This window comes from Streptomyces sp. TSRI0107 (genome assembly GCF_001905845.1).
GTDB lineage: Bacteria > Actinomycetota > Actinomycetes > Streptomycetales > Streptomycetaceae > Streptomyces.
In genome coordinates, this window is the sequence record NZ_LIVZ01000001.1 from 327952 (window position 1) to 348352 (window position 20401).

The window sequence follows — 20401 nt, forward strand, 5'->3', positions numbered from 1 at the left end:
CCCGGGGCGTGTCCGCGAGCGGACGGAAAAATGATCGATCAAACGAGTCGCAAACGTCACAGAGGACTTCCGGATGGCGAATCAAGGGGGCAGGATGTGCAAGTTGGCGGCACTGAGTGCCGCCGATAAGCCCAATGGTCGACCCCGAGTGCACTCTCCTGCGCCAAATGGGGGATGGTAGAGACAGTCAGGGCACCTCGAAGAAGAGGCACAACGTCGGTGAGGGATGACGTGAGCGACAACTCTGTAGTACTGCGGTACGACGGCAGCGAGTACACCTACCCGGTGATCGACAGCACCGTCGGCGACAAGGGCTTCGACATCGGCAAGCTCCGCGCCCAGACCGGTCTCGTGACCCTGGACAGCGGCTACGGCAACACGGCCGCCTATAAATCCGCCATCACGTACCTCGACGGCGAGCAGGGCATCCTCCGGTACCGCGGCTACCCGATCGAGCAGCTGGCCGAGCGCTCCACCTTCCTGGAGGTCGCCTACCTGCTGATCAACGGCGAGCTGCCCACCGTCGACGAGCTGTCCTCGTTCAAGGACGAGATCACCCGGCACACCCTGCTGCACGAGGACGTCAAGAACTTCTACCGGGGCTTCCCACGGGACGCGCACCCGATGGCGATGCTGTCCTCGGTGGTCTCCGCGCTGTCCACCTTCTACCAGGACAGCCACAACCCGTTCGACGAGCAGCAGCGCAACCTGTCCACGATCCGCCTGCTCGCCAAGCTCCCGACGATCGCGGCCTACGCGTACAAGAAGTCGGTCGGCCACCCGTTCGTCTACCCGCGCAACGACCTCGGCTACGTCGAGAACTTCCTGCGCATGACCTTCTCGGTGCCCGCGCAGGAGTACGAGCTGGACCCGATCGTGGTCTCGGCGCTCGACAAGCTGCTGATCCTGCACGCCGACCACGAGCAGAACTGTTCGACGTCGACGGTCCGCCTGGTCGGTTCCTCGCAGGCGAACATGTTCGCCTCGATCTCCGCCGGCATCAACGCGCTGTGGGGCCCGCTGCACGGCGGCGCCAACCAGTCGGTGCTGGAGATGCTGGAAGGCATCCGCGACGCCGGCGGCGACGTCGACTCCTTCATCCGCAAGGTGAAGAACAAGGAGGACGGCGTCCGCCTGATGGGCTTCGGCCACCGGGTCTACAAGAACTTCGACCCGCGTGCCAAGATCATCAAGGCCGCCGCGCACGACGTGCTGTCCGCCCTCGGCAAGTCCGACGAGCTGCTGGACATCGCGCTCAAGCTGGAGGAGCACGCGCTCGCCGACGACTACTTCGTCTCGCGCAACCTCTACCCGAACGTCGACTTCTACACCGGCCTGATCTACCGGGCCATGGGCTTCCCGACCGAGATGTTCACGGTCCTGTTCGCCCTCGGCCGGCTGCCGGGCTGGATCGCCCAGTGGCACGAGATGATCAAGGAGCCGGGCTCCCGCATCGGCCGCCCGCGCCAGATCTACACCGGCGTGGTCGAGCGTGACTTCGTGCCCGTCGAGGAGCGCTGAGCCGTAGCGCGCTGACGCCTCGGGCCCCGTATCCGGTTCGCCGGTGCGGGGCCTTTCGCGTACCCCCAGGAGAGAACAAGTGAAAGGCGCCCCGGTGCGCCGGTCCCCCCACGGGCCGACGACCAGGGCGCCTTCCCATGTCCCGGTGCGGATTCCCCCCACGGGATCCGGCCGGGCGTCTGTGAGACCAGCGCCTGAATCGCTGTGAGCACAATGAGCAGAACTCGTCGCGCTCGGGTCTTGCCTGTTCGGTTGTCGTTCGTCCGGTTGTTCGTCCGGTCTTCGTCCGTCGTTCGTGACTGCGGTCTGCCGGGACAACGCACGCTGGGAGGGCCGCTCAAAGCTTCCCGGTGTACGTGCCCCGGCAACGCATCTCTGGAGAGGTCCCCCAAGACATCCCCAGATGCCAGCCGACGCCCCCCAAGACGCCTTCTGACATCGCCAACTTAGACCTTCGAACCCCTTCGATGGTTACGTTCACATCACTGTGATCTGCGTCTCTTGCATATGTCCCAATAGATACGTAAGAGGCCCGATACGACGAACGGGGCTCAAGCGTAAGGATGATGCGCGAGCCTTGTGAAGAGCTTATGTGAGGCTTGCGTCGGAATGAAGAGGGGTCTCGCGGAACGTGCGCAATCGCAGGCTGTTCGTGACCACGAACACCGACGAGAACGCCATCGCCGCCCCCGCGATCATCGGGTTCAGCAGACCCGCCGCGGCCAGCGGCAACGCGGCGACGTTGTAGCCGAACGCCCACACGAGATTGCCCTTGATGGTGCCCAGGGTCCGGCGGGCGAGCCGGATCGCGTCCGCGGCGGCCCGCAGATCACCGCGGACCAGGGTCAGATCGCCGGCCTCGATCGCCGCGTCCGTGCCCGTGCCCATCGCGAGCCCGAGATCGGCGGTGGCGAGCGCGGCCGCGTCGTTGACGCCGTCACCGACCATCGCGACCGTCCGGCCCTCCGCCTGGAGCCGCCGGACGACGGCCACCTTGTCCTCGGGCAGCACCTCGGCGATCACCTCGTCGACGCCGACCTCCGCGGCCACGGCCTCGGCGACCGCCTGGTTGTCGCCGGTCAGCAGCACCGGCGTGAGCCCCAGCGCGCGCAGCTCGCGCACCGCTTCCGCGCTGGTCTCCTTCACCGCGTCCGCGACGGCGAGCACCCCGCGCGCCGCCCCGTCCCAGCCGACCACGACGGCCGTACGACCGCCGCGCTCGGCCCGCTCCTTCGCCGACGCCAGCTCCTCGGGCAGCCGCCCGTCGAAGAGCCGCCCCACGGTCACCTCGTGACCTTCCACGTGCCCGCGTACGCCCTGCCCCGGCAGGTTCTCGAACCGCTCGACTCCGGGCAGCTCCCCGGCCCGCTCCTCGGCGCCCGCGGCCACCGCGCGGGCGACGGGGTGTTCGGAGGCGTGCTCGACGGCGCCCGCGAGCCGCAGCAGCTGCTTCTCGTCGGTGCCGTCGGCGGCGTGGACGTCCTGGAGGGTCATCCGGCCGGTCGTCACGGTGCCGGTCTTGTCGAGGACGACGGTGTCGACGCGGCGGGTGGACTCCAGGACCTCGGGGCCCTTGATGAGGATGCCGAGCTGCGCCCCGCGGCCCGTGCCGACCAGCAGCGCGGTCGGCGTGGCGAGGCCCAGCGCGCACGGGCAGGCGATGATCAGGACGGCGACGGCGGCGCTGAACGCGGCGACGGTGTCGCCGGTGGCGCCGAGCCAGCCGCCGAAGGTGGCGACGGCGATCAGCAGCACGACGGGCACGAAGACCGCGGCGACCCGGTCGGCGAGCCGCTGCACCTCGGCCTTGCCGTTCTGCGCGTCCTCGACCAGCCGGGCCATCCGGGCGAGCCGGGTGTCGGCGCCGATCCGGGTGGCCTCGACGACGAGCCGGCCCCCGGCGTTGACGGTGGCGCCGGTGACGGTGTCGCCGGCGGTCACGTCCACCGGCGCGGACTCGCCGGTCAGCATGGAGGCGTCCACGGCGGACGTGCCCTCGACGACGGTGCCGTCGGTGGCGATCTTCTCGCCGGGCCGTACGACGAACCGGTCGCCGACGGCCAGCCGGTCGACGGGTATCCGCACCTCGCGTCCGTCCCGCAGCACGGCCACGTCCTTCGCGCCCAGCTCCATCAGCGCCCGCAGCGCGGCGCCGGCGCGGCGTTTGGCGCGGGCCTCCAGGTAGCGGCCGAGGAGCAGGAACGCGGTGACGCCGGCGGCGACCTCCAGGTAGATGGTGGCGGCGCCGTCGGTGCGGGAGACGGTCAGGTCGAAGCCGTGCCGCATGCCGGGCATGCCCGCGTCGCCGAGGAACAGGGCCCACAGGGACCAGCCGAACGCGGCGAGGGTGCCGACCGACACCAGCGTGTCCATGGTGGACGCGGCGTGCCGGGCGTTGGTCCAGGCGGCCGTGTGGAAGGGCAGGCCGCCCCAGACGACCACGGGCGCGGCGAGGGTCAGGGAGAGCCACTGCCAGTTGTCGAACTGGAGGGCGGGGACCATCGCGAGCAGCACGACGGGCACGGCGAGGGCGGCGCAGACGACGAGTCGCTGCCGCAGCGCCGCGAGCTTCGGGTCCTGCTCCGGCCCGTCCGGCCGTACGGCTTCGGGGGCGGGCCGGGGCGGTGGCGGTTCCTGCGCGGTGTAGCCGGTCTTCACGACGGTGGCGATCAGGTCGGCGACCTCGACCCCGGCGGGGTAGGTGACCTTGGCCTTCTCCGTCGCGAAGTTCACCGTGGCGGTGACCCCCGGCATGCGGTTCAGCTTCTTCTCGACGCGGGCGGCGCAGGCGGCGCAGGTCATGCCGCCGATCAGCAGCTCGGCCTCGGACGCCGGCGGGGCGTCCACGGGGGTGTCTGTGGTGGTCATCTCGGGGCTCCGGACGACGGACCGGACCGTACGGCGCGCGGGTCGGCGCTCGGTACGGCCCGGTGTCGGAAGGTGTGGCGGGCTGCCGCTCAGGCGCGGTCGACCAGCTCGTACCCGGCCTCGTCGACGGCGGCGCGCACGGCTTCCTCGTCCAGCGGAGCCTCGGAGACGACGGTGACCTCGCCGGTGGCGGCCACGGCCTGCACGGAGGTCACGCCCGGGAGCTGGGTGAGCTCCGCGGAGACGGAACCCTCGCAGTGTCCGCAGCTCATCCCGCTCACCTTGTAGACGGCGGTGACGGAACCCTGGGTGTCGGTCTGGGCGGTCATGTCGTTACTCCTCATCGAGGCGTATGGGGTTGTGGTGGCCCCCGAGGAGGGGCTCACACCCTTCACGCTATACCCCTAGGGGGTATTAATCCAAGAGGGATCCCGGCGCGTCGTCCCGGTGGGGGGCGGTTACCGTTCGGCGTCCAGGCGGACGGAAGCGAGGGGCGTATGCGCGCGGTGGTGTTCGAGCGGTTCGGGGAGCCGGCCGAGGTGCGGGAGGTGGCGGACCCGCGGCCCGCCGAGCACGGGGTCGTGGTGCGGGTGGAGGCCACCGGGCTGTGCCGCAGCGACTGGCACGGCTGGCAGGGGCACGACCCGGACATCACCCTGCCGCACGTCCCGGGCCATGAACTCGCCGGAGTCGTCGAGGCGGTCGGCGCCCGGGTGACCGGATGGCGGCCCGGCGACCGGGTCACCGTGCCGTTCGTCTGCGCCTGCGGCGGCTGCCCCGCCTGCGCGGCGGGCGATCAGCAGGTCTGCGAGCGGCAGACCCAGCCCGGTTTCACCCACTGGGGTTCGTTCGCCCAGTATGTGGCGCTCGACCACGCCGACGTCAATCTGGTCGCCGTGCCCGAGGACATGTCGTTCGCCACCGCCGCCTCCCTCGGCTGCCGGTTCGCCACCGCGTTCCGGGCCGTGGTGCAGCGCGGGCGGGTCGCGGCGGGGGAGTGGGTGGCGGTGCATGGCTGTGGCGGTGTGGGGCTGTCCGCGGTGATGATCGCGGCGGCGGCCGGGGCGCGAGTGGTCGCCGTCGACGTGTCGCCGGGGGCGCTGGAACTCGCGCGGCGGTTCGGCGCGGCGGAGTGCGTGGACGGCGCCCGGACCGCGGACACGGCCGCGGCGGTCCGCGACCTCACCGGTGGCGGCGCCCATCTCTCCCTGGACGCCCTCGGCGCCCCCGCCACCTGTGCCGCCTCGATCGACGGCCTGCGCCGCCGCGGCCGCCACGTCCAGGTCGGCCTGCTGCCCTCCCCGACCGGCACCACCCCGGTCCCGATGGCCCGCGCGACCGCCCTGGAGCTGGAACTCCTCGGCAGTCACGGCATGGCCGCGCACACCTACCCGCCGATGCTGGAGCTGGTCCGCGCCGGCACCCTGCGCCCGGACCTCCTGGTGACCTCGGCGATCCCGCTGTCCGCCGCGCCGGACGCGCTCGCCGCGATGGGTACGGCGCCCGGCGCGGGGGTGACGGTCATCGAGCCGTGGAGCTGAGACCGGCCGTCTCCGGACGCCCCCGGTGGACGGCCCACTCGGGGGCGAGGACCGCCATCCGTACGGCGTCGACCCAGGCCCCGGACTGCCACACCGTCTGCCGGTCGGTCCCCTCGGCGACGAAACCGGCCTTCTCGTAGACGTGCCGGGCGCGCGGGTTGTGGGTCAGGACGTACAGCGACACGCGGTGCAGCCCGAGCTGCTCGAAGGCATGGCCCAGCATCAGCCGCACGACCTCGGAGCCGAGGCCCCGGTCCCGTCCGCCGGGGCCGATGAGGACGCGGAAGTTGCAGTTGCGGTTGGGCTCGTCCCAGTCGTTCAGCACGGCCTCGCCGACGAGTTCGCCGCTCGCCCGGTCGACGATGCCGAGGTCGAGCCGGTCGGTCTGTTCGTTGCGGCTGCCGTACCAGGCGCGCAGCCGGTCGAGGCCGAACGCCTCCTGCGGGCTGCCGGTCATGCGTATCACCTCGGGGTCGGCCAGGATCCGCGCCATCACGGGCACGTCGTCCTCGGTGAACGGCCGCAGCACGGCCCGCTCGCCGGTGAGCACGGGTTTCTCGGAGAAGTCCATCGCAGCACTGTGCCCCACGGCGAGGTGGGGCACGGAGTGATTTTCGGGGGCGGGGGTCAGGGGGCGGGGGTCAGTCCCGTTGCCGGCCGCGGTTGCCGGGCCTCGACGCCACCCAGGCGCGGACCGTGTCGGCGTACCAGTAGGGCTTGCCGCCCTCCACGTGGTCGGGTGGGGGCAGCAGGCCGTGCTTGCGGTAGGAGCGCACGGTGTCGGGCTGGACGCGGATGTGCGCCGCGATGTCCTTGTACGACCAGAGCCTTCGGTCGGTCATGGGTTGCACCTCCCCGCGTGCGCCACGGCGGCGGCCGGGGGAGCCGTCGGGGGAGCCGGGCGCATCCGCTGGTGATCATCAAGCCTGTGCCCGGTCAACGACGCTCGGTGATCGACGGGAAGGGGCTGTCGGGGAGGTGTGACCCGGAGCGTGCGTACATGCGACATCTGTGACACGCGTGTGGTGTTTGTGACAGAGGCGCGGCACGGGCGGGCGTTCCCCGCGTGCCCCGACCGGCTGTATCTGGTCCGTATGTCTGGACAAACTATTGACAGGGCTGTCCGCCCGCGACTAGAAACCCTCACAGAGCCGCGAAGGCGCGACGCGAAGGGATCTCGATGGCGTACGACCTGATCACCATGGGGCGCATCGGTGTGGACCTCTATCCGCTGCAGACCGGCGTCCCGCTCGCGCAGGTGTCGTCCTTCGGCAAGTTCCTCGGCGGATCCGCCGCCAACGTCGCGGTCGCCGCCGCCCGCCTCGGCCGCCGCACGGCGGTCGTCACCCGCACCGGCGACGACCCCTTCGGCACCTACCTCCACCAGGCGCTGCGCGACTTCGGCGTGGACGACCGCTGGGTCACCGCCGTGCCCGGACTGCCCACCCCGGTCACCTTCTGCGAGGTGTTCCCGCCGGACGACTTCCCGCTCTACTTCTACCGGCGGCCCAAGGCGCCGGACCTGGAGATCGACGCCCACGAACTCGACCTCGACGCCCTGCGCGACGCCCGGATCTTCTGGGTGACCGGCACCGGCCTGAGCGAGGAACCCAGCCGTACGGCCACCCTGGCGGCCCTCGCCCACCGCGCCAAGGCCGCCACCACCGTCTTCGACCTCGACTGGCGCCCCATGTTCTGGCAGGACCCGGACACAGCCCGCCCCTTCTACGCCGAGGCCCTGAAACACACCACCGTCGCCGTCGGCAACCTCGACGAGGTGGAGATCGCCACCGGCGTCCGCGAACCGCACGCCGCCGCCCGGGCCCTCCTGGACGCCGGGGTGGCGCTGGCCGTCGTCAAGCAGGGACCCAAGGGCGTCCTCGCGGTCGGCGAGAACGGCGAGTCCGCCGAGGTCCCCCCGCTCCCCGTGAACGTCCTCAACGGGCTCGGCGCCGGTGACGCCTTCGGCGGTGCCCTCTGCCACGGGCTGCTGCACGACTGGGACCTGGAGCGGACCATGCGCTACGCCAACGCCGCCGGCGCCATCGTCGCCTCCCGCCTGGAGTGCTCCTCCGCGATGCCCACGCCGGACGAGATCGAGGCCGCGCTGAACGCGGGAGCCGTGCTGTGAGGGCGGGCCGCGTGACGGGCGCGCACCACGAGACCGGCGGCACCGCCGGCGGGGGCACTCCCGCGGCAGCCGTGGCGGACGTCCCCGGCGTCGACGTACCCGAACTGGTCCGCCTGCGCACCCACCACCCGGAGGCCGTCGCCGAGGCCGCCGCCCGCCGCGCCCGCCGGCCCCTGATCGAGGACGACGGCCGGCTGATGATCGTCGCCGCCGACCACCCGGCACGCGGCGCGCTCGGCGTCGGCGACCGCAGACTCGCCATGGCCAACCGCGCCGACCTGCTGGGACGCCTCTGCCTGGCGCTCTCCCGCCCCGGCGTGGACGGCGTCCTCGCCACCGCCGACATCCTCGACGACCTGCTGCTGCTCGGCGCGCTGGACGGCAAGGTCGTCATGGGGTCGATGAACCGCGGCGGTCTCCAGGGCGCCCGCTTCGAACTCGACGACCGCTTCACCGGCCACCGCCCCGAGGACATCCAGCGCCTCGGCTTCGACGCCGGGAAACTGCTCCTGCGCATCGACTACGACGACCCGGGCTCCCTCAACACCCTGGAGGCCACCGCCCGCGTCATCGACGAGATGGCCGCCCGCCGGCTCCCGGTGTTCGTCGAGCCGTTCATCAGCCGCCGGGGCCCGGACGGACGGCTGCGCAACGATCTTTCGGCCGACGCGGTGACGAGGTCGATCGCCATCGCCTCCGGCCTGGGCGGCAGTTCGGCGTACACCTGGCTGAAGGTCCCGGTCACCGACGACCCCGCCGACATGGCCGAGGTCATGGAGACGTCGACCCTGCCGGCGGTGCTGCTCGGCGGCGAGGCCGGGGACGACCAGGACGGGACGTACGAGAAGTGGCGCGGCGCCCTGCGCCTGCCCACCGTGCGGGGCCTGGTGGTGGGCCGGTCGCTGCTGTACCCGGCGGACGGCGACGTGGCCGCCGCCGTGGACACCGCCGTAGGACTGCTGTGAGGGCCGCATGACACGCAACGAGCTGTACGTCCCCGCCGGCACCACCGCCGACGCCGATCACACGCTGTACATCGACCCCAAGCGGGCCGGCTGGACCCACAGCGGCCTGCGGATCGTCGAACTGCCGCCCGGAGGCGAACACACTCTCCTGGCCGGGAACAGCGAGTGGATCGTGCTGCCCCTCAGCGGCGGTTGTACGGTGCACGTGGAGGACCGGGCGTTCCAACTCCTGGGCCGCGACAGCGTCTTCGCCTCCGTCACCGACTTCGCGTACGTCCCCCGGGAGACCCGGGCACAGATCGCCTCCGGCGCGGGAGGCCGCTTCGCCCTGGCAGGAGCGAAGTGCGAGCGACGACTCCCCGCCCGCTACGGCCCCGCGCCGGAGGTACCCGTCGAACAGCGCGGCAGCGGCACCTGCGCCCGCACCGTGCGCAACTTCGCCTCCGCCGACGCCTTCGACTGCGACCGGCTCATCGCCGTGGAGGTGATCACCCCCGGCGGCAACTGGTCGTCGTACCCGCCGCACAAGCACGACGAGCACCGGCCCGGCGAGGAGGCCGAGCTGGAGGAGATCTACTACTTCGAGATCGACGGGCCCGGTGGCTTCGGCTACCAGCGGGTGTCCCCCTCCCGCGCGGGCGGCGCCGACGTGCTCGCCGAGGTCCGTACGGGCGACGCCGTCCTCGTGCCGGACGGCTGGCACGGCCCGTCCGTCGCCCAGCCCGGCCACGACATGTACTACCTGAACGTCATGGCGGGCCCGGGCGAGACCCGGGAGTGGCGGATCCGCTTCCACCCTGACCACACGGAGGGGTACCGATGACCATCCGGCTCACCGTCGCACAGGCCCTCGTCCGCTTCCTCGCCGCCCAGCACACCGAACGCGACGGCACCCGGCAGCGGCTGATCGGCGCCACCTGGGGCATCTTCGGCCACGGCAACGTCGCCGGCATCGGGCAGGCGCTCGTCGAGTACGCCGACGTCATGCCCTACCACCAGGGCCGCAACGAACAGGCCATGGTGCACGCGGCCGTCGGCTACGCCCGCCAGTCGAACCGGCTGTCCACGCACGCCGTGACCACCTCGATCGGGCCCGGCGCGACCAACCTGGTCACCGGCGCCGCCCTGGCCACCATCAACCACCTCCCGGTCCTGCTCCTCCCCGGCGACGTCTTCGCCACCCGCCCCGCCGACCCGGTCCTCCAGCAGCTGGAGGTGCCGTACGCGGGCGATGTGTCGGTCAACGACAGCCTGCGCCCGGTGTCGAGGTACTTCGACCGCGTCACCCGGCCGGAAGCCCTGATCCCGGCCGCCCTCCAGGCCATGCGGGTGCTGACCGACCCCGTCGAGACCGGCGCCGTCACCCTCGCCCTGCCGCAGGACGTGCAGGCCGAGGCGTACGACTGGCCGGAGGAGTTTTTCGCCGAGCGCACCTGGGTGGTGCGCAGGCCGGGCGCCGACCCGACCGAGCTGGCCGAGGCGGTCCAGGCGATCCGGGCCGCCGAACGGCCGCTGATCGTCGCCGGCGGCGGCGTCCACCACAGCCGCGCCGAGGCCGCCCTCGCCGAGCTCGCCGAGACCACCGGCATCCCCGTCGCCGCCACCCAGGCCGGCAAGGGCTCCCTGCCGTACGACCACCCCCAGGACGTCGGCGGCATCGGCCACACCGGCACCGCCACCGCCGACGAGCTGGCCCGCACCGCCGACCTGGTGATCGGCGTCGGCACCCGCTGGACCGACTTCACCACCGCGTCCAACACCCTCTTCGCGGCGGCCGGCGTCCGCTTCCTCAACCTGAACATCGCCCCCTACGACGGCCACAAGCTGGCCGGCCTCCCGCTGGTCGCCGACGCCCGCAGCGGCCTGACCGAGCTGACCGACGGACTGCGGCTGCACGGCCACCGGGTCGCCGACGCGTACCGCGCCGCGTACGGGGCGGCCAAGGAGGCCTGGGAGCGGCGCGTCGACTACGCCTACGCGGCCGCAGATCCGGACGCCCGGCCGACCCAGCCGCAGGTGCTGGGCGCGCTGGACGCCGTCGTCGACGAGACGGACGTGATCATCAACGCGGCCGGCTCCATGCCGGGCGACCTGCACAAACTCTGGCGGGCACGGTCGTACGACCAGTACCACCTGGAGTACGGCTACTCCTGCATGGGCTACGAGATCCCGGCCGCGATCGGCGTGCGGCTGGCCGCCCCCGACCGGCCGGTGTGGGCGCTGGTCGGCGACGGCACGTACCTGATGATGCCGACGGAGATCGTCACGGCGGTCCAGGAAGGCATCGCGATCAAGGTGCTGCTCGTGCAGAACCACGGGTACGCCTCGATCGGCGGCCTCTCCGAGTCCGTCGGCGGCGAGCGGTTCGGCACCGCCTACCGCTTCCCGTCCGACGACGGCACCTACACGGGGGCGCCGCTGCCGGTCGACCTGGCCGCCAACGCGGAGAGCCTCGGCATGCGGGTGCTGCGCGCCCGCACCGTCCGCGACCTGCGCGCCGCGCTCGCCGAGGCGCGGGCCGCCGACACACCCACATGTGTCTACGTGGAGACCGAAACGGCAGACACAGTGTCGGGCGCACCCGAGGCGCAGGCCTGGTGGGATGTACCCGTGGCCGAGACCGCGACCCGACCGTCGGCGGTCAAGGCACGTGAGCTGTACGAACGGCACGTCTCGACCCGACGCCGCCATCTGTGAAGGAGAAACCGGTCATGACGAAGATCGTCAACCACTGGATCGGCGGCAAGACCGTCGAAGGCGCGTCGGGCACGTTCGGGCCGGTCACGGACCCGGCGACCGGCGCGGTCACCACGAAGGTCGCGTTCGCGTCGGTGGACGAGGTGGACGCGGCGGTCGCGGCCGCGAAGGAGACGTTCGCGACCTGGGGCCAGTCCTCGCTGGCCCAGCGCACCACCATCCTGTTCCGGTTCCGGGCGCTGCTGGACGCCCACCGCGACGAGATCGCCGAGCTGATCACCGCCGAGCACGGCAAGGTGCACTCCGACGCCCTCGGCGAGGTGGCGCGCGGCCTGGAGATCGTCGACCTGGCCTGCGGGATCAACGTGCAGCTGAAGGGCGAGCTGTCCACGCAGGTCGCCAGCCGCGTCGACGTGGCCGCGATCCGCCAGCCGCTGGGCGTGGTCGCCGGCATCACGCCGTTCAACTTCCCGGCGATGGTGCCGATGTGGATGTTCCCGCTCGCCATCGCGTGCGGCAACACGTTCGTGCTGAAGCCGAGCGAGAAGGACCCGTCGGCGTCGGTCAGGATCGCGGAGCTGCTCTCCGAGGCCGGTCTCCCGGACGGCGTCTTCAACGTGGTGCACGGCGACAAGGTGGCGGTGGACCGCCTCCTGGAGCACCCGGACGTCAAGGCGGTGTCCTTCGTCGGCTCGACCCCGATCGCCCGGTACATCCACACCACCGCCTCCGCCAACGGCAAGCGCGTGCAGGCCCTGGGCGGCGCCAAGAACCACATGCTGGTGCTGCCGGACGCCGACCTGGACGCGGCGGCCGACGCGGCGGTCTCGGCGGCGTACGGCTCGGCGGGCGAGCGCTGCATGGCGATCTCGGCCGTGGTCGCGGTCGGCGCCATCGGCGACGAGCTGGTCGACAAGATCCGCGAGCGCGCCGAGAAGATCAAGATCGGCCCCGGCAACGACCCGACGTCCGAGATGGGCCCGCTGATCACCAAGGTCCACCGCGACAAGGTGGCCTCGTACGTCTCCGGTGCCGCCGCGGAGGGCGCCGAGGTGGTCCTCGACGGCACCGGCTACACCGTCGAGGGCTTCGAGGACGGCCACTGGATCGGCATCTCGCTGCTCGACAAGGTGCCGACCAGCGCCAAGGCCTACCAGGACGAGATCTTCGGCCCGGTGCTGTGCGTGCTGCGCGTCGACACCTACGAGGAGGGCGTCGCCCTCATCAACGCCTCCCCGTTCGGCAACGGCACCGCGATCTTCACCCGGGACGGCGGCGCTGCCCGCCGCTTCCAGCTGGAGATCGAGGCCGGCATGGTCGGCGTGAACGTCCCGATCCCGGTCCCCGTCGGCTACCACTCCTTCGGCGGCTGGAAGGACTCGCTCTTCGGCGACCACCACATCTACGGCAACGACGGCACGCACTTCTACACCCGCGGCAAGGTCGTCACCACCCGCTGGCCGGACCCGGCGGACGCCCCGGCGGGCGTCGACCTGGGCTTCCCGCGCAACCACTGAGCGGGCCCCCGGTGCCCCCGGTCCGCCGAGCGACACGGCGGACCGGGGGCACCGGCGTGTCACTGGCCGATCGAGGCGTCCCGCTGTTCCCTGACTTCCTTGCTGAGGTCACCGGTCTCGGCGGCGGGCGGCGCCGTGATCTCCTCGGTGGCCCCGAACTTCAGGAAGTCCATCGTCACGGTCATGCCGGCGCCGGTCTGCTCCATGCGCACGGGCAGGTCCTTGCCGTCGATCCAGATGTCGCAGGTGATCTTCCCGCCGCCCGCCTCCAGGGCGGCCAGGGCGGCCTTCTTCTCCGCCTCCGTCAGCTTCGACTTGTTGATGTGCTCCGCGCCGACGCTGCCCCGGTAGTGCGTGGTCTTCTTGCCGAGCACGGTCTCCTCGCCGAGGTCCTTCACCTTCGTGGACGAGGTCATGTAGCGCAGGGACGCCGTCGGGTCGGCGTTGGCCGCCATGTTGTCCGCGCCCGCCTCGCCGGCCACGGCGGAGACGTCGATGCGCATCCACTCCTTGCCCGCGAGCGGACCGCTCGGCTGGGGGTCGATGTCGTAGTAGTAGGCGCCGTCCACCATGATCATCCGGGTCGTCGGGGCGTCCTGGAGCGCGGTCATCTGCGCCGCGGCGGTGTCCATCTCGACGTCCATGGCGGCGCCGTCGCCCCACGAGTAGGTGCCGTCCATGGAGACCGGCTGCCCGCCGGCCGCCTCCAGCGTGGTCGTGGTCTCGATCTGCGCCGAGCCGAGCTCCGCGGTCCGGTCCGTGGCACGCGTGAGCGCCGCCATGATCTGGTCGGCGCCGTCGACCGCCTCGGCCGCCTTGTCCTTCGTCTCGGCGCCGCATCCGACGGTCGCCAGCAGCGCCGCCGCGGTGACCCCGACCCAGGCGACGGTGTGCCGCATCCTCATGTGTCCCCACCCCAAAGCTGTGTGTCGGTTGTGGAGGGTGACTCTAGCGGGCCCCACTGACACCCGTATGACGTTCATACCCGACTTCGGACAACCGTTCGTACGACGAGTGCGGTACGCGAGGGCCCGTCCGTACACCCCGGGGAGGGCGCCGGGCTCCGTCCACAAGCTGTCTACCGCCGACAGGTCGGCCCCGTACCGTTGACGCATGGATCTTCGACTGCCCGGACTGCGCGGGGCGTGGTCGCGCGGGCCCAGGCGGCTGCTCGCCGCCGGTGCCGCCGTCGCCGTCCTCGCCGGCGCCGGTACGTGGACGGCCGTCGCCTCCGACGACCCGCCCGCGGTGTATCGCGCCGACCGGGTCCTCGCCGTCGGTGACGGGGTGCGGCTGGACACGTCGTACTTCACCTCCGGCGGCGACGGCCGCCGCCCCGCCGTCCTGCTGGCGCACGGCTTCGGCGGCAGCAAGGACGACCTGCGGCAGCAGGCGGAGCAACTGGCCCGCGACGGCTACGCGGTGCTCACCTGGTCGGCGCGCGGCTTCGGCAAGTCCACCGGGAAGATCGGGCTGAACGACCCGGACGGCGAGGTCGCCGACGTCTCCGAACTCCTCGACTGGCTGGCGGAGCAGCCCCAGGTCCGGCTCGACGAGGACGGCGACCCGCGCGTCGGCATGGCGGGCGGCTCCTACGGCGGCGCGATCTCCCTGCTGGCCGCAGGACACGACCCGCGCGTGGACGCCATCGCCCCCGCCATCACGTACTGGAACCTGGCCGACGCGCTGTTCCCGAACGGTGTCTTCAAGAAGCTGTGGGCGGGCATCTTCGTCAACACCGGCGGCGGCTGCGCGGAGTTCGAGGCGCGGATCTGCCGGATGTACGAACGGGTCGCCGAGGCCGGCACGCCGGACGCCGAGGCGCGCGAACTGCTGGAGGAGCGCTCGCCGTCCGCCGTCGGCGACCGCATCAAGGTCCCCACCCTCCTGACCCAGGGCCAGTCCGACTCCCTCTTCCCGCTCGACCAGGCCGACGCGGCCACGAAGGCCATCCGCGCCAACGGCGCCCCCGTCGACGTCGACTGGATCGCGGGCGGCCACGACGGCGGCGACCCGGAGACCGACCGCGTCCAGGCCCGCGTCACCGCCTGGTTCGACCGGTACCTGAAGGGCGACAAGGACGCCGACACCGGCCCCACCTTCCGCGTCACCCGCACCGGAGGCGTCGACTCCACGGACGGCGAGGCCCAGCTGCGCGGCGCGAGCGCCGACACCTACCCCGGCCTGGCGAGCGGCGGCACGCCCGTCGCCCTCACCGGCCGCGAGCAGACCTTCGACAACCCGCCCGGCGCGAACCCGCCCGCCGTCTCCGCCCTGCCCGGCCTCGGCGGCAGCGGCGGCCTCGCCCGGCTCTCCTCCCTGGGCGTCGGAGTCTCCCTGGACTTCCCCGGCCAGTACGCCCGCTTCCCGTCGGCGCCGCTCGCCGACGACCTGCGGATCACCGGCTCCCCGACGGTCACCGTCCACGTCGAGTCCACCAGCGAGGACGCCGTGCTCTTCGCCAAGGTGTACGACGTCGGCCCGGACGGCAGGCAGCAGGTGCTGCCCTCCCAGCTGGTCGCCCCCGTGCGCGTCGAGGACGCCGAGTCCGGCAAGGACGTCACCCTCACCCTCCCGGCGATCGACCACGAGGTCGAGAAGGGCCACCGGCTCAGCCTCGTGCTGTCCGCCACCGACCTCGGCTACGCCTCCCCGGCCGCCCCGGCGACCTACACCGTCTCCCTGAAGAGCGACCTCAGGGTGCCGACCGCCCCCGGCGTCAGCACGGCCGCCGCCCCGCTGCCCTCCTGGGTGTGGTGGCTGCCGCTCACCGGCGCGCTGACCGCCCTCGCCCTGCTGCTCACCGCCCGCCGCCGCACCGCGAGCCCCGCCCCCGACCCGGAACTGGCGGACGTACCGCTGGAGATCACCGGCCTGAGCAAGCGGTACGCGAAGTCGGCGGACCGGTACGCGGTGCGGGACCTGTCCTTCCGCGTGGAGCAGGGCCAGGTCCTCGGCCTGCTCGGACCGAACGGCGCGGGCAAGACGACCACCCTGCGCATGCTGATGGGCCTGATCACCCCCGACGGCGGCGAGATCCGCGTCTTCGGCCACGCCATCCGCCCCGGCGCCCCGGTCCTGTCCCGGGTCGGCGCCTTCGTGGAGGGCGCGGGCTTCCTGCCGCACCTGTCCGGCCGGGAGAACCTGGAGCTGTACTGGAAGGCGACCGGCCGCCCCGCCGAGGACGCCCGCTTCGACGAGGCGCTGCGGATCGCCGGACTCGGCGAGGCCCTCGCCCGCGCGGTGCGCACCTACTCCCAGGGCATGCGCCAGCGCCTCGCCATCGCCCAGGCCATGCTCGGCCTGCCCGACCTGCTCATCCTCGACGAACCGACCAACGGCCTCGACCCGCCCCAGATCCGCGAGATGCGCGAGGTGATGATCCGGTACGCGGCCGGCGGCCGCACGGTGATCGTCTCGAGCCATCTGCTCGCCGAGGTCGAACAGTCCTGCACCCACCTGGTCGTCATGGACCGCGGCCGGCTGGTGCAGGCGGGCCCGGTCGGGGAGATCGTCGGCTCCGGCGACACCCTGCTCGTCGGCACCCCCGCGCCCCTGGAGGACCCGGTCGTCGAGAAGGTCGCCACGCTGGAGGGCGTCGCCTCCGCCGTCCGCACCGACGACGGGCTGCTGGTCCGCCTCGACGCCGACGGCAGCGCGTCCCGCCTCGTCGCCGAACTCGTCCGCCTGGAGGTGCCCGTCCAGTCCGTCGGCCCGCACCGCCGCCTGGAGGACGCCTTCCTCACCCTGATCGGAGGTTCCGCATGAGCACCCCCGCTCTCACCGACGTGGCCTCCGGCTACCGGGCGGCCCGCACCCTGCCGCTCCGCGTCGAACTGGTCCGCCAGCTCAAACGCCGCCGCACCCTGGTCATGGGCGGCATCCTCGCCGCCCTGCCGTTCGTGCTGGCCGTCGCCTTCGCCATCGGCGGCGAGCCGGACGGCCGCGGTGACCGCATCACCCTGATGGACACGGCGACGGCGTCCGGCGCCAACTTCGCCGCCGTGAACCTGTTCGTCTCCGCCGGCTTCCTGCTCGTCATACCCGTGGCGCTGTTCTGCGGCGACACGGTCGCCTCGGAGGCCAACTGGTCCTCGCTGCGCTATCTGCTCGCCGCGCCGGTGCCGCGCGCCCGGCTGCTGTGGTCCAAGCTCGCCGTGGGCCTCGGGATGAGCCTCGCCGCGATGGTGCTGCTGCCGGTGGTCGCGCTGGCCGTCGGCACCGCCGCCTACGGCTGGGGGCCGCTGGCCATCCCCACCGGCGGCTCCCTCGACGCGGGCACGGCCGCGCAGCGGCTGGTGGTGGTCGTGGCGTACATCTTCGTCTCCCAACTGGTCACGGCGGGCCTCGCGTTCTGGCTGTCGACCCGCACGGACGCGCCGCTCGGCGCGGTCGGCGGCGCGGTCGGACTGACCATCGTCGGCAACGTCCTCGACGCGGTGACCGCCCTCGGCGACTGGCGGCACTTCCTGCCCGCGCACTGGCAGTTCGCCTGGGCGGACGCCGTCCAGCCCCGCCCGGAGTGGTCCGGCATGATCCAGGGCACCGCGGTCTCCGTAACGTACGCCCTGGTGCTGTTCGCGCTGGCCTTCAGGGGTTTCGCCCGCAAGGACGTCGTCTCCTAGGTCAACGGAAGATCACCCACCGGTCTCGGAGGGCGCGCTCCGTGGCCCCTTCGAGACGTTTCCGCAACGCTTCGTCACGCACGTTCCGGCCCCCCGAGGCGTCACAGTCACAGATGCGACGGACACTAAGGGGGCACGGACGATGGAGCGGTACCGGATACGACGCGCGATGCTCGCGCTCACGGCGGGCGCGGGCCTGCTGCTGACCGGCTGCAGCGGCACGGGAGCCGGCGAGGGCAGCAAGGCGGAGGGCGCCTACGACAAGGGCGGCGACCGGGCCCCGCTGCCCGGCTTCGAGAACGGCGAGGAGTCCTCGGGGGACTCCCGCGAGGTGGCCCCCTCACCGGACCACCTCTCCACCTTCGCCCTCGACGTCGACACCGCCTCCTACGACTACGCCCGCCGCTCCCTCGCCGACGGCCGTATGCCCGACCCGTCGACGGTCCGTCCCGAGGAGTTCGTCAACAGCTTCCGGCAGGACTACGACCGCCCCGACGGCAACGGCTTCACGGTCACCGTCGACGGCGCCCGCACCGGCGACGACGACTGGTCCCTGGTCCGCGTCGGCCTCGCCACCCGCACCGCCGACGACGACCGCGAACGCCCGCCCGCCGCCCTCACCTTCGTGCTGGACATCTCCGGCTCCATGGACGAGCCCGGCCGCCTCGACCTCGCCAAGGAATCCCTCGGCGTGATGACCGACCGGCTGCGCGACGACGACTCCGTCGCCCTCGTCACCTTCAGCGACAACGCCGAGACCGTCCTGCCGATGACCCGGCTCGGCGGTCACCGGGGCAAGGTGCACGACGCCATCGACAGCGTCACGAGCGCCTACTCGACCAACCTCGGCGCGGGCGTCGAGACCGGCTACGCCACCGCCGTCGAGGGCCTGCGCGAGGGCGCCACCAACCGGGTCGTGCTGATCTCCGACGCCCTCGCCAACACCGGGGACACCGACGCCGACACCATCCTGGAGAAGATCTCCGGCGAACGCCGCGAGCACGGCATCACCCTCTTCGGCGTGGGCGTCGGCAGCGACTACGGCGACGAACTCATGGAACGCCTCGCCGACCGAGGAGACGGCCACACCACCTACGTCTCCACTCCCGAGGAGGCCCGCGAGGTCTTCTGCGAACAGCTCCCGCGCCATGTCGACCTCACCGCCCGCGACGCCAAGGCGCAGATCGCCTTCGACCCGGAGACGGTCACCGACTTCCGGCTCGTCGGCTACGAGAACCGCGAGGTCGCCGACGACGACTTCCGCGACGACCGCGTCGACGGCGGCGAGGTCGGCCCCGGCCACACGGTCACCGCCCTGTACGCCGTGCGCACCGAGCCCGGCGCCGAAGGCCACCTCGCCACCGCCACCGTCCGCTGGCTCGACCCGGAGACCCGCGACCCGCACGAGGAGACCGGCCAGCTGGAGACCGGCGCCCTCGCCGACTCGGTCGACGCCGCCTCGCTCCGCTTCCAGGTCACCGCGACCGCCGCCCACTTCGCCGACGCCCTGCGCAACGAGGGCGTCAGCCATCTGCCGGGCGCCCCGCGCTCCCTGTCCCGGCTGGCCGACCGCACCTCGGAACTGGCGCACGACACCGGGGACACGGCGGTACGGCGGCTGGCCGACGCCGTGGAACAGGCGAGCGACCTGCGCGCGGACCATTGACCTTCCCTTACGGCCGAGTAGGTTGACCTGGCGTCGACGACGACGGGCACCACGCCGGCACCGGGAGCCGCCATGGGCGTACGCAGGGATCTGAAGCGGGCCGGTCAACGCACCGATCTGGAACGACGCGCACAGATCGAGCTGATCCCGACGCGGTGGTCCTGCGCCCTAGGGCTGAAGCGCCCAAACCCCGGGCATGCGGAACGGCGGGCCACCGGCGCTGAACACCGGTGACCCGCCGTCGGCGGAGCGGAAGGCTCAGCCGTTGCCCTCGCCGTTGCCGGAGAGGGCCGAGATGTCGTCCAGGATGTGCGACAGCGGCTCGTCGCCCTTGGCCTGGGTCGAGTTCTCGACGCACTGCTGGTTCTGCGGCGAGGACAGGACCGGGATGTCCTGGACCGTGATCGGGATCAGGCCGACGAGCGAGCCCACGTTGGCCTTGACGGGCAGGCCGACGCACGGCTTGTTCAGCGAGCCCTGGACCAGCGAGAGCTGCGGGCTCTGGTCGCCGAACGTGCCCGAGTTGCCGAATTCCTGAGAGGCGAAATTGCCACTGGCGGACGTGGTGCCGTTGTCGTCACCGATGGCCAGCGCCTGGGGGGCGGCCGTGGCCGAGAGACCGGCGACCGAGGCGGCGACAGCCGCGGTTGCCCACAGCTTCTTCATGTTCGTTCCCTTCGAAAAGCGGGCTCCGGTGGGGAGTTGCATGATCGACAACGGCTCCGCCCCCTCCCGGGTTGCGGAGTGTGCCCCGATCGGCCCAGCGCATTCGGATGATGGGACGAACGCCCCTGGTCAGGCGGCCGTCCCCGGGCACGCGAAGAGGCCGGCGGGCCGCCGAGTGATCGACGGCCCGCCGGCCTGCGTGCG

Annotated in this window: 16 protein-coding genes; 10 read left to right on the plus strand and 6 right to left on the minus strand. The window is 72.2% G+C overall.

Annotated features, from left to right (window positions below; genetic code table 11):
• Positions 1-231: 231 nt before the first annotated feature.
• The gene (locus tag AMK31_RS01445; protein ID WP_073938412.1) at positions 232-1521 is read left to right on the plus strand and encodes a citrate synthase; all 1290 of its coding nucleotides are present in this window, start codon (positions 232-234) and stop codon (positions 1519-1521) included.
• A gap of 588 nt (positions 1522-2109) precedes the next feature.
• Here AMK31_RS01445 and AMK31_RS01450 read toward each other — a convergent pair.
• Together AMK31_RS01450 and AMK31_RS01455 are read right to left on the minus strand one after the other, a co-directional pair.
• The gene (locus AMK31_RS01450) at positions 2110-4389 is read right to left on the minus strand and encodes a heavy metal translocating P-type ATPase (RefSeq protein ID WP_073938413.1); all 2280 of its coding nucleotides are present in this window, start codon (positions 4387-4389) and stop codon (positions 2110-2112) included.
• A gap of 89 nt (positions 4390-4478) precedes the next feature.
• Positions 4479-4718, minus strand: a complete 240-nt coding sequence (locus tag AMK31_RS01455) for a heavy-metal-associated domain-containing protein (RefSeq protein ID WP_073938414.1) — start codon at positions 4716-4718, stop codon at positions 4479-4481.
• 168 nt (positions 4719-4886) lie between these two features.
• Between AMK31_RS01455 and AMK31_RS01460 the strand changes: the two genes are divergently transcribed.
• Positions 4887-5930 carry a zinc-dependent alcohol dehydrogenase family protein gene (locus AMK31_RS01460; RefSeq protein ID WP_073938415.1) on the plus strand — a complete coding sequence of 348 codons (1044 nt, stop codon included), beginning with the start codon at positions 4887-4889 and terminating at the stop codon, positions 5928-5930.
• On the opposite strand, the gene AMK31_RS01465 is transcribed toward AMK31_RS01460, so the two are convergent.
• Positions 5911-6501 (minus strand): GNAT family N-acetyltransferase, encoded by a 591-nt coding sequence (locus AMK31_RS01465; protein WP_073938416.1) that lies wholly within the window; start codon positions 6499-6501, stop codon positions 5911-5913. The genes AMK31_RS01460 and AMK31_RS01465 overlap by 20 nt on opposite strands.
• 70 nt (positions 6502-6571) lie before the next feature.
• Positions 6572-6772: a helix-turn-helix transcriptional regulator gene (locus AMK31_RS01470; RefSeq protein WP_073938417.1), complete on the minus strand. Its 201-nt coding sequence runs from the start codon at positions 6770-6772 to the stop codon at positions 6572-6574.
• A gap of 338 nt (positions 6773-7110) precedes the next feature.
• Between AMK31_RS01470 and iolC the strand changes: the two genes are divergently transcribed.
• The 5 genes from iolC to mmsA all read left to right on the plus strand — a co-directional run bounded on the left by iolC (position 7111) and on the right by mmsA (position 13240).
• On the plus strand, positions 7111-8061 hold the full coding sequence (gene iolC, locus AMK31_RS01475) for a 5-dehydro-2-deoxygluconokinase (RefSeq protein ID WP_073938418.1): 951 nt from the start codon (positions 7111-7113) through the stop codon (positions 8059-8061).
• 71 nt (positions 8062-8132) lie between these two features.
• Positions 8133-9026, plus strand: coding sequence for a Cgl0159 family (beta/alpha)8-fold protein (locus tag AMK31_RS01480; protein ID WP_073938936.1), 894 nt, complete (start codon positions 8133-8135; stop codon positions 9024-9026).
• A gap of 7 nt (positions 9027-9033) precedes the next feature.
• Complete coding sequence (gene iolB, locus AMK31_RS01485) at positions 9034-9849, plus strand: 5-deoxy-glucuronate isomerase (RefSeq protein WP_073938419.1); 816 nt, start codon at positions 9034-9036, stop codon at positions 9847-9849.
• On the plus strand, positions 9846-11723 hold the full coding sequence (gene iolD / locus AMK31_RS01490) for a 3D-(3,5/4)-trihydroxycyclohexane-1,2-dione acylhydrolase (decyclizing) (RefSeq protein WP_073938420.1): 1878 nt from the start codon (positions 9846-9848) through the stop codon (positions 11721-11723). Before iolB ends, iolD begins: the two co-directional genes overlap by 4 nt.
• Positions 11724-11737: 14 nt before the next feature.
• On the plus strand, positions 11738-13240 hold the full coding sequence (mmsA, locus tag AMK31_RS01495; RefSeq protein WP_073938421.1) for a CoA-acylating methylmalonate-semialdehyde dehydrogenase: 1503 nt from the start codon (positions 11738-11740) through the stop codon (positions 13238-13240).
• Positions 13241-13299: 59 nt separating this feature from the next.
• Here the strand turns inward: mmsA and AMK31_RS01500 are convergent, their stop codons facing one another.
• Entirely contained in the window at positions 13300-14145 is an 846-nt protein-coding gene (locus AMK31_RS01500) for a hypothetical protein (protein ID WP_073938422.1), read from the minus strand.
• Positions 14146-14353: 208 nt separating this feature from the next.
• Between AMK31_RS01500 and AMK31_RS01505 the strand changes: the two genes are divergently transcribed.
• From AMK31_RS01505 to AMK31_RS01515, 3 genes are all read left to right on the plus strand, one after another.
• On the plus strand, positions 14354-17008 hold the full coding sequence (locus AMK31_RS01505) for a CocE/NonD family hydrolase (RefSeq protein WP_073938423.1): 2655 nt from the start codon (positions 14354-14356) through the stop codon (positions 17006-17008).
• Entirely contained in the window at positions 17005-17865 is an 861-nt protein-coding gene (locus AMK31_RS01510) for an ABC transporter permease (RefSeq protein WP_073938424.1), read from the plus strand. Before AMK31_RS01505 ends, AMK31_RS01510 begins: the two co-directional genes overlap by 4 nt.
• 142 nt (positions 17866-18007) lie before the next feature.
• Positions 18008-19531, plus strand: coding sequence for a vWA domain-containing protein (locus AMK31_RS01515; protein WP_073938425.1), 1524 nt, complete (start codon positions 18008-18010; stop codon positions 19529-19531).
• Positions 19532-19789: 258 nt separating this feature from the next.
• On the opposite strand, the gene AMK31_RS01520 is transcribed toward AMK31_RS01515, so the two are convergent.
• Positions 19790-20197 (minus strand): rodlin, encoded by a 408-nt coding sequence (locus tag AMK31_RS01520; RefSeq protein WP_073938426.1) that lies wholly within the window; start codon positions 20195-20197, stop codon positions 19790-19792.
• Positions 20198-20401 lie beyond the last annotated feature (204 nt).